Below are 411 nucleotides of genomic sequence, written 5' to 3'. Positions count from 1 at the left end.
GTTTGCTATTCGCTTCAATAAAAGTGCAGTGCGCCGCCCCTCTTGATATCGCCTCAAAGCCTAACACACCGCTACCAGCACAGCAGTCTAATACGCTAGCCTCAAAAAGATCGGCCATGAGCCAGTTAAAAAGAGTCTCGCGCAGTCGATCTGGAGTAGGGCGCAGTCCTTCAGCATCGATAAAAGCCAATTGACGCCGCTTAAACTGCCCCCCGATAATGCGAACGCTACTGCTCGCCGGTTTTGAGTGGCGAGCAGGTTTACTGGTATGAGTGCTTTGCTTAGCAGAGGGTCGGGCTTTATTGTTTCGCATAGGCGGACTTAATAACTCAGTAACTAAAGATAAACTTACAGCCCTTTGCGGCAATCGTTGAAGCCGCTAATAGAGCAGTTATGGGTGACAGGTTATTC

General features: G+C 49.4%; 1 protein-coding gene. It reads right to left on the bottom strand.

What is annotated here, in order from left to right:
• Positions 1–190, bottom strand: a 190-nt coding sequence (locus EHC72_RS22985) for an RsmD family RNA methyltransferase (protein WP_211660357.1), incomplete at its 3' end; no start/stop codon positions are given.
• Between the last annotated feature and the right edge of the window lie 221 nt (positions 191–411).

This window comes from Pedobacter nototheniae (assembly GCF_004335085.1).
Classification (GTDB): Bacteria; Bacteroidota; Bacteroidia; order Sphingobacteriales; family Sphingobacteriaceae; genus Pedobacter; species Pedobacter nototheniae.
Note: the sequence above shows the minus strand (reverse complement) of the source record. Positions and strands in the feature narration are given on the sequence as shown.